Annotated in this window: 6 protein-coding genes; 5 read left to right on the top strand and 1 reads right to left on the bottom strand. The window is 62.8% G+C overall.

Annotation, left to right across the window (positions count from 1 at the left end; genetic code table 11):
• Window positions 1-86 precede the first annotated feature (86 nt).
• Window positions 87-1,829, bottom strand: coding sequence for an amidohydrolase (locus tag EJA70_RS01120; RefSeq protein ID WP_158829043.1), 1,743 nt, complete (start codon window positions 1,827-1,829; stop codon window positions 87-89).
• A 103-nt stretch (window positions 1,830-1,932) separates the two neighbouring features.
• Between EJA70_RS01120 and EJA70_RS01115 the strand changes: the two genes are divergently transcribed.
• From EJA70_RS01115 to EJA70_RS01095, 5 genes are all read left to right on the top strand, one after another.
• Window positions 1,933-2,850 carry a LysR family transcriptional regulator gene (locus EJA70_RS01115; RefSeq protein WP_158829041.1) on the top strand — a complete coding sequence of 306 codons (918 nt, stop codon included), beginning with the start codon at window positions 1,933-1,935 and terminating at the stop codon, window positions 2,848-2,850.
• 202 nt (window positions 2,851-3,052) lie between these two features.
• Complete coding sequence (gene lexA / locus EJA70_RS01110) at window positions 3,053-3,670, top strand: transcriptional repressor LexA (RefSeq protein WP_158829039.1); 618 nt, start codon at window positions 3,053-3,055, stop codon at window positions 3,668-3,670.
• Window positions 3,670-4,287, top strand: coding sequence for a translesion DNA synthesis-associated protein ImuA (gene imuA / locus EJA70_RS01105; protein ID WP_158829037.1), 618 nt, complete (start codon window positions 3,670-3,672; stop codon window positions 4,285-4,287). The genes lexA and imuA overlap by 1 nt, the downstream gene beginning before the upstream one ends.
• 7 nt (window positions 4,288-4,294) lie before the next feature.
• Entirely contained in the window at window positions 4,295-5,710 is a 1,416-nt protein-coding gene (locus EJA70_RS01100) for a DNA polymerase Y family protein (protein WP_158829035.1), read from the top strand.
• Complete coding sequence (locus tag EJA70_RS01095; RefSeq protein WP_218574200.1) at window positions 5,686-8,784, top strand: error-prone DNA polymerase; 3,099 nt, start codon at window positions 5,686-5,688, stop codon at window positions 8,782-8,784. Before EJA70_RS01100 ends, EJA70_RS01095 begins: the two co-directional genes overlap by 25 nt.
• The last annotated feature ends 90 nt before the right edge of the window (window positions 8,785-8,874 follow it).

Raw genomic sequence — 8,874 nt, 5'->3', positions numbered from 1 at the left:
AGGCTGCGATCTTTTGATCTTGATCCTTAAAAACAAGATCAAAAGATCGCAGCCTTCGGCAGCTCCTACAGGGGGGAGCAGTGTTGTTATTGGGTGGCGGTGTAGACCTGACGGCCGCCGAACCAGGTCTGCAGCACTTTGGTGTCATGCAGGGCTTTGTTGTCGACGCTGAATACGTCGCGATCCAGCACGATAAAGTCCGCCTGCTTGCCCGGCGTCAGCGAGCCGATCTGTTTCTCCAGGCCAATCGTGCGCGCCGCGTTGACGGTGTAGGCGTAGAACATGGTGTCGCGGTCCAGACGCTCATCAGCATTGAGCACGCCCAACGGGCCGACGCGGGTGATCGCCTGCGCCATGGCGTTGAACGGGTTCGGCGTCGACACCGGCCAGTCGCTCGCGCCGGCAATCGTCGCGCCTTGCTTGAGCAGTGAATGCGCCGGGTACTGATAGCGGAAAGCGAGGGCGCTGACGTAGGGCTTGATCATGTCGGTGGTGTAGTCGTCGGCGCTGGCCCACAGCAGTTGCATCGAGGCGATGACGTTGAGCGGTTTGAAACGGGCGAACTCTTTCGGGTTGACCATTTGCAGGTGAGTGATCGAATGGGTCACACCGCTCTGGCGATCCTTGCGCGCCTGCGCGATGCCGTTCAGCGATTCACGCACCGCGCGGTCGCCGATGGCGTGGATGTGTACCAGCCAGCCGCGTTGGTCGATGGCGCTGACCAGTTCGCCGAAATGCTGCGGGTCGATCAGCAATTCGCCCTGTTTGTGCGAGTTGCTGTAGGGATCGATCATCGCCGCGCTCTGCGCCGGGAATTCGATCACGCCGTCGGCGAAGATCTTGATCCCGGGTAGCGTCAGATTCGGGATGCCTTGGAATTGCTGGCGCACCTTGTCCAGCGTATCGAGATCGGCGGGCACGCTTTTCGGGTTGGCCACCAGCAGCGCCGCGACATGTACGCTCATGTCGCCGCTTTCCGACAGCGCTTTATAAGCCGGCAGCACGCCGACGGTTTTCTCGGTGGGCTTGAGGGCGAACACCGCTTCGCCCGGTGCGGCGTTGGCGGCCGGGTCCATCCACGCGGTGATGCCGAGGCTGTTGTTGTAGCGCACCGCTGATTTGGCGGCATTGAGCATGTCGGCGGGGCTCGGCACTGGCATTTTCGAGGCGACCCGATCCCAACCAGCGTCGACCACAAAGCCGTTCGGTTCGCCGCTGGCCAGTTTGCCGATGGTGTCTTTTTCCGCGTCGGGCAGGGTTTTCAGCAGGGCCGCATCAATCCCGGCGCGCTTGAGCATGACGTTGTTGGCCCACGCGGTGTGGTGGTCGCTGCCGATAAACACCACCGGCACATCGGCCCATTCGCCGCTGTTGAAGGTTTTGCCCAACGCCTCGGCCTGTGCCCAATAGGCCGAACTCATGCCGGCAATGCTCAACACATCGCCGTGTTTGGCCTTGCCGTCCTCACGCCAGTTGCGCAGACGTTTTTGCAGTTCGTCGAGGTCGACGATTTCGTCTTCCATGTTCGCCGAAGTCATTTCCAGACCGCCGAAAATCGCGTGGGAATGGCTGTCGATCAGGCCGGGCATCAGCGCTTTGCCCTTGAGGTCGATGACTTGAGTGCCGGGTTCGATCAAGGCTTTGATCTGCGCGTCGGTGCCAACTTTCAACACTTTGCCGTTTTCCACGGCGAGGGCCTGAACCTTGGGTTGTGCACGGTCGGCGGTGAAAATTTTGCCGTTGAGCAGGATCAGATCAGGGGCGGCCATGGCTTCCATCGAGGCAAAACTTACAGCGGCTACCAACAGACTCGGGATGAATCTTTTCATTGAAGATTTCCTTGTTATTGCGTCTGATGGCGAGATTAGTGGCTGGCAGCGGCTGACAGAATGCCTCCCGCACGAAAAACGTTTTTGCCTGAATGGAAAAAGCATGGACAAGTTGGGTGCATTGAAAATGTTCGTGGTCACCGCGCAGCTCGGCAGTTTCAGCCGCGCTGCCGAGCAGTTGGGCAAGACCCCGTCGGCGCTGACCAAAGCGGTCAATCACCTGGAGTCGGAGCTGGGTGCGCGGTTGTTCGAGCGCAGCACGCGGCGGATCTTGCTGACTGAAATCGGCCGGGTGTACCTGGAAACCGCGCGGCTGGTGTTGCAGCGGCTGGACGAGGCCAGCGAGGAAATCGAGCAGTTGCAGCACGGCTTGCGCGGCAGCCTGAAAATCACTGCGCCGCTGGCGTATGGCCGGGCGTTTCTCGATCAGGTGTGTGACGGCTTTTTGCAGCAATACCCGCAGATCAGCCTGCAAGTGGATCTGTGCGATGCGTTCGTCAATCTGCTGGAAAGTGGTTATGACCTGGCGCTGCGCGAGGGCCACGATGATTTGCCGGGGTTGATCGCGCGGGTGGTTGGCAGCAATCGCCTGGCCCTGTGCGGCAGCCCGCAGTATCTGGCGCGCAAGGGCTTGCCGGTGAATCCGCAGACCCTTGAACAGCATGAATGGCTGCTTTATCAGCATCCGTTGCTCAGCCGCGAATTCTGGTGGGCCGAGCGCGATGGCCAGCGTTTGAGTCTGGCGCAACCGACGGCGCCGTTGTTGCGCAGTGATAATTACGATTTGTTGCTGGCCAGTGCTCTGGCCGGGCGAGGATTGCTGCACACGCCACTGTGGAGCGCCGCGCCGTACATTGCCGACGGGCGATTGGTGCGGGTCATGGCGGATTACGAGATCGACCCGGACACCTTTGGCCCGCACATTCTCGCGGTGTATCCGAGCCATCGGCGGGCCACGGCGAAAGTGGTGGCCTTCATTGATTATATCGCCGAATTCCTCGCCGACCGCGGCCTGAGCTGACGCCCCATTCCCCTGGGTGATGGTCTCACCGCCTTCCACGGATGATCGCGTTCACTTCATGTAGGAGCTGCCGCAGGCTGCGATCTTTTGATCTGGCTTTTTAAAAACAAGATCAAAAGATCGCAGCCTGCGGCAGCTCCTACATGGATTTACGGGGATCCTGACTGACGGTGCTTGTCAGAAAAAAACCGAAAGAGTACAAATGTACTCCATGACAAACCTCACTCCCCGCCGTACCGCCATCCTGACCTTCATCCGCGATCGCATCGCCGAACACGGTCAGCCCCCAAGCCTCGCTGAAATCAGCGAGGCTTTTGGTTTTGCCTCACGCAGCGTGGCGCGCAAGCATGTGCTCGCGCTCACTGAAGCCGGGTTTATCGAGGTCAATCCGAATCAGGCCCGGGGCATTCGTTTGCTCGGGCAACCGCCGCGTCCGGAGCTGCTCGACATCCCCGTGCTTGGCCGCGTCGCTGCCGGTGCGCCGATTGGCGCCGATGCCGACGTCCATAGCCGCTTGCTGCTCGACCCGGCGCTGTTCTCGCGCACGCCCGATTACATGCTGCGGGTGCAGGGCGATTCGATGATCGAGGACGGCATTCTCGACGGTGATCTGGTCGGCGTGCGGCGCAATCCCGAGGCGCTCAACGGCCAAATCGTCGTGGCGCGGCTCGACGGTGAAGTCACCATCAAACGCTTCGAACGGGTTGGCGACGAAGTGCGCTTGTTGCCGCGCAACCCGGCGTATCGGCCGATTATCGTGCGCGACGATCAGGATCTGGCGATCGAAGGGGTGTTCTGCGGTCTGGTGAGGCAAGGCTGATGGGCGCCGTCGTTGCGTTGGATACGCTGTTCAATGGCGGCCAGATATGGAAGGGCCGGCCTGCGCCACCGGCCGCCAGCCCGCAACCGACCGGGCATGCGGCGCTGGACGCGGCACTGCCCAGCGGTGGCTGGCCGGAAGCGGCGCTGAGCGAAATCCTCCTGGCCGGCCCCGGTGTCGGTGAGCTGCAACTGGTCTGGCCAACGCTGGCGCGGTTGTCGGCGGCGGGCGAGCGCATCGTGCTGGTGGCGCCGCCGTTCGTGCCATATCCGCAGGCGTGGGAGAACGCCGGGGTCGATTTGCGTCAGTTGTCGGTGATTCAGGCCAGTGAGCGCGATGCCTTGTGGGCGGCGGAACAGTGTTTGCGCTCGGGCAGCTGCGGCGCGGTGCTGTGCTGGCCGCACAAGGCCGATGACCGTGCGTTGCGGCGTTTGCAGGTGGCGGCGGAAACCGGTCAGACCCTGGCGTTTGCCTGGCGACCGTTGAGCGAAGCGGTCAATCCGTCACCGGCGGCGCTGCGCATTGCCATCGACGCCAAACCCGCACAGTTGCGCGTGCTCAAGTGCCGTGGCGGCCTCGCACGTACGGCGCCGATTGCCTTTGCCGTGGGGCACTGAGGTCGCCATGCGCTGGGTCTGTATTGTTTTTCCGCAATTGGCGCTGGACGCGGTGTTGCGCCAACGTCCCGACCCCGATGAGCCGTTGGTGCTGCTCAGCGGCCCGGCCCAACGTCGGGTGCTGCAAGCGGTCAACCCGGCAGCGCGCAAACTCGGTTTGCGCGCTGGCCAGTCGATGACCGCTGCGCAGGCGATGAGCAAAGGTTTTGCCACCGCCGATTACGAAGCGGCCGAGGTCGAACACTGGCAGCAGTTCCTCGCCGCGTGGGCTTACGGCTTCAGCGCGCAGGTCAGCGTGCATTACCCGCGCGCCGTGGTGTTCGAGATCGAGTCGAGCCTGGGCCTGTTCGGTTCCTGGGCCCAGTTCGAAGCGCGGCTGCGCAAGGAACTGACCGAACTGGGCTTTCGCCATCGCATCGTTGCCGCACCGAATCCGGTGGCGGCGCGGGTGCTGGCCAATGCTTATGACGGCTTGGTGGTGCCGGACGGCGAGGCTTTGCAGCATCACCTCGGCCAATTGCCTGTCGACCGCGTCGGCCTGGAACCGGCCGTGGCCACGGCGTTGTCGCGCATGGGCCTGCGCAACCTCAATCAGCTGCAGAGCCTGCCGCGTCAGGCGCTGGCCCGGCGTTTCGAGGCGCAGATGCTCAAACACCTCGACACCTTGTTCGGTGCGCGGCCATTGGCGCTGGAGTTCTACTTGCCGCCGGATCGTTTTGATGTGCGCATCGAACTGAATTTCGACGTGCAATCGCATCAGGCCTTGCTGTTCCCGTTACGGCGTTTGACCGGTGACCTGTCGGCGTTCCTCTGCGGGCGTGACAGCGGCGTGCAGCGTTTCGATCTGCATTTGGAACACGCTGGGTTGCCGGACACGCTGATCAAAGTCGGCCTGCTCAGCGCCGAACGTGATCCGGCGATGCTCTTCGAACTGGCGCGCGGACGGCTGGAACAAGTGCAGGTCGAGGCGCCGGTGCGTGGCTTTCGCTTGCGCGCCGAGGACCTGCCGAGTTTCGTCCCGCAGTTTCAGGAGCTGTTCGATGACCGCCCGCAGCAGACGTTGCCGTGGGAGCAATTGCGCGAACGCCTGCGCGCGCGGTTGGGCGATGACGCGGTGCAGGGGCTGCGCTTCCAGGCCGATCACCGCCCCGAGTGTGCTTGGCAGCACGGCGTCGATAAACAACGCTGCAGCGGGTTGCCGAGCGTGCACCGTCCCGGCTGGTTGCTCGGTGAGCCGCAGAGTGTGGCAGAAGGTTCGGCGCGGATTCTCATGGGCCCGGAACGCATCGAATCGGGCTGGTGGGACGGTGAAGATGTGCGCCGCGATTACTACCTGATCCAGAACCGTGCCGGTCAACAGGGCTGGGCTTATCGGGCGGTGGGTGAGGGCGGTCCGCTGTGGCTGCAGGGCTGGTTTGCATGAGCGAGGGTTATGCCGAACTGCACTGCCTGTCGAACTTCAGTTTCCAGCGCGGTGCGTCTAGTGCCCTTGAGCTGTTTCAGCGGGCGAAAAAACACGGTTATCAAGCACTGGCTATCACCGACGAATGCACGCTGGCCGGCATTGTGCGGGCGTGGCAAGCGGCGAAGTCGGTGGAGCTGCCGCTGATCATCGGCAGCGAAATCCGCATCGAAAACGGCCCGAAACTGGTGCTGCTGGTGGAGAACCTGGCGGGCTATCAGGCGCTGTGCGGCTTGATCACCCGTGCTCGCCGGCGCACGCAAAAGGGCCAGTATCAGGTGCTGCGAGAGGACTTTGACGAACCCTTGTCGGGCCTGCTGGTGTTGTGGGTGCCGGACTCGCTCGATGCAGTGGAAGAGGGCCGCTGGTTGCAGCAGACCTTCGGCGAGCGCTTGTGGCTGGCGGTGCAGTTGCATTGCGGACAGAACGATCAGCAGCGTCTGGCAGCGCTGTTGAGTCTGGCCGCCGAGTTGCAGATTCCGGCGGTGGCCAGCGGTGATGTGCACATGCACGCCCGTGGCCGTCGCGCTTTGCAGGACACCATGACGGCGATCCGTCATCACGTGCCGGTGGCCGAGGCCGGGTTGCGTTTGCACCCCAATGGCGAGCGGCATTTACGGACTGTCGAGGTGCTGCACGAGTTGTATCCGCCGGCCTTGCTGGATGCCTCGGTGGCTCTGGCCCGGCGTTGCACGTTCGATCTCGGCGAATTGCGTTATCAATATCCCAAGGAGTTGGTGCCCAAGGGGCACAGCGCCAGTTCCTGGCTGCGTCACCTGACCGAAGAAGGCATCGCCTGGCGCTGGCCCAAAGGCCCGCAAGCGAAAGTGCTCAAGCAGATCGACGATGAACTGCAACTGATCGCCGAACTCGGCTACGAAAGCTACTTCCTCACCGTGCATGACGTGGTGCGCTTTGCCCGTGAGCAAAACATCCTCTGTCAGGGCCGTGGTTCGGCGGCCAACTCGGCGGTGTGTTTCGCCTTGGGCATCACCGAAATCGATCCGGATCGCACCACGCTGCTGTTCGAGCGTTTCATGTCCAAGGAGCGTAACGAGCCACCGGACATTGACGTCGACTTCGAGCACGAACGCCGCGAAGAAGTCCTGCAATACGTGTTTCGCCGTTACGGCCGCCAGCGCGCGGCGTTGACCGCTGTGGTCAGCACTTACCACGCCGCCGGTGCGGTGCGTGATGTGGCCAAGGCCCTGGGCCTGCCGCCGGATCAGATCAACGCATTGGCCGATTGCTGTGGCCACTGGAGCGATGAAACGCCGCCGCTGGAACGCTTGCTTGAGGGTGGCTTCGACCCGCAGAGCCCGGTGCTGCGCCGAGTGCTGAGCCTGACCGGGCAACTGATCGGCTTCCCCCGGCACCTGTCGCAGCATCCTGGCGGCTTCGTGATTTCCGAGCAACCGCTGGACACCCTGGTGCCGGTCGAGAATGCGGCGATGGCTGATCGCACGATCATTCAATGGGACAAGGATGACCTCGACGCGGTCGGCCTGCTCAAGGTGGATATTCTTGCCCTCGGCATGCTCAGTGCGATCCGACGCTGCTTCGACTTGCTGCGTCGCCATCGCGATCTCGATCTGAGCCTGGCGACGATCCCGGCCGAAGACAAACCGACCTACGAGATGATCAGCCGCGCCGACACCATCGGCGTGTTCCAGATCGAGTCGCGGGCGCAGATGTCGATGCTGCCGCGCCTGAAACCGGCGAAGTTCTATGACCTGGTGATTGAGGTGGCCATCGTCCGGCCGGGGCCGATTCAGGGCGGGATGGTCCATCCGTACCTGCGCCGGCGCAATAAAGAAGAAAAAGAAACCTATCCGTCGCCAGAACTCAAGGTCGTTCTGGAAAGAACCCTGGGCGTGCCGCTGTTTCAGGAACAGGTGATGCAGATTGCCATCGTCGCCGCCGATTACAGCCCCGGCGAGGCCGATCAGTTGCGCCGCTCGATGGCCGCATGGAAACGCCACGGCGGGCTCGAACCGCACAAGGAGCGCCTGGCTGCCGGGATGAAAAAGAACGGCTACACGCCAGAGTTCGCCGCGCAGATTTTCGAGCAGATCAAAGGTTTCGGCAGCTACGGTTTTCCCGAATCCCACGCCGCCAGTTTTGCTTTGCTGACCTATGCCAGTTGCTGGCTCAAGTGCCACGAGCCGGCGGCGTTTGCCTGTGCGCTGATCAACAGCTGGCCGATGGGTTTCTACAGCCCCGATCAGATTTTGCAGGACGCCCGCCGGCATCATTTGCAGATCCGCCCGGTGGACCTGCGCGCCAGTGACTGGGATTGCAGCCTGGAAACCACCACGGCGGCGCAACCGGCGATCCGTATGGGCCTGCGGATGATCAAGGGCTTTCGCGAGGACGACGCCCGGCGCATCGAAGCGGCGCGCGCGCGCGGGGCGTTTGCCGATGTCGCCGATTTGGGTGAACGGGCCGCACTCGACAGTCGGGCGCAGGCGTTGCTGGCCGATTCCGGGGCATTGCGCGGTCTGGCCGGGCACCGGCATCGGGCGCGCTGGGAGGTGGCGGGGGTGCAGAAACAACTTGGCTTATTTGCCGGGTTGCCGAGCCAGGAAGAGCCTGATGTAGTGCTGCCCAAGCCGAGTGTCGGTGAGGATCTGCACGCGGATTACACGACGATTGGCACCACGCTGGGCCCGCATCCACTGGCGCTGTTGCGCGGTGAATTGAAGGCGCGGCGCTGCCGCAGTTCAAAGGAATTGCTGGAGGTTGAACACGGCAGGCCGGTGAGCGTTGCCGGGCTGGTTACCGGGCGACAACGTCCGGGCACTGCCAGTGGCGTGACCTTCGTGACTCTGGAAGACGAGTTCGGCAACGTCAATGTGGTGGTCTGGCGCGATCTGGCCGAGCGTCAACGCCAGGTCTTGGTCGGCTCGCAACTGCTCAAGGTCGACGGCCGCTGGGAACGCGAAGGCGAAGTGCGCCACCTGATCGCCGGACGCCTGAGCGACCTCAGCCCGCTGCTCAACGGCATCCGCGTGCAGAGCCGCGATTTCCACTGACGTCTCCTTTCAGCCGCACCACAATAATGTAGGAGCTGCCGAAGGCTGCGATCTTTTGATCTTGTTGTTGAAGATCAAAAGATCGCAGCC

Source organism: Pseudomonas sp. PB103, from assembly GCF_009764635.1.
Taxonomy (GTDB): domain Bacteria; phylum Pseudomonadota; class Gammaproteobacteria; order Pseudomonadales; family Pseudomonadaceae; genus Aquipseudomonas.
This window is presented reverse-complemented; position numbering and strand designations above follow the sequence as displayed.

Bases quoted from the DNA above. Each gene is read 5' to 3' on its own strand.
- imuA (WP_158829037.1), top strand. From the start codon at position 3,670: ATGGGCGCCGTCGTTGCGTTGGATACGCTGTTCAATGGCGGCCAGATA.
- EJA70_RS01120 (WP_158829043.1), bottom strand. From the start codon at position 1,829: ATGAAAAGATTCATCCCGAGTCTGTTGGTAGCCGCTGTAAGTTTTGCC.
- lexA (WP_158829039.1), top strand. From the start codon at position 3,053: ATGTACTCCATGACAAACCTCACTCCCCGCCGTACCGCCATCCTGACC.
- EJA70_RS01115 (WP_158829041.1), top strand. From the start codon at position 1,933: ATGGACAAGTTGGGTGCATTGAAAATGTTCGTGGTCACCGCGCAGCTC.
- EJA70_RS01100 (WP_158829035.1), top strand. From the start codon at position 4,295: ATGCGCTGGGTCTGTATTGTTTTTCCGCAATTGGCGCTGGACGCGGTG.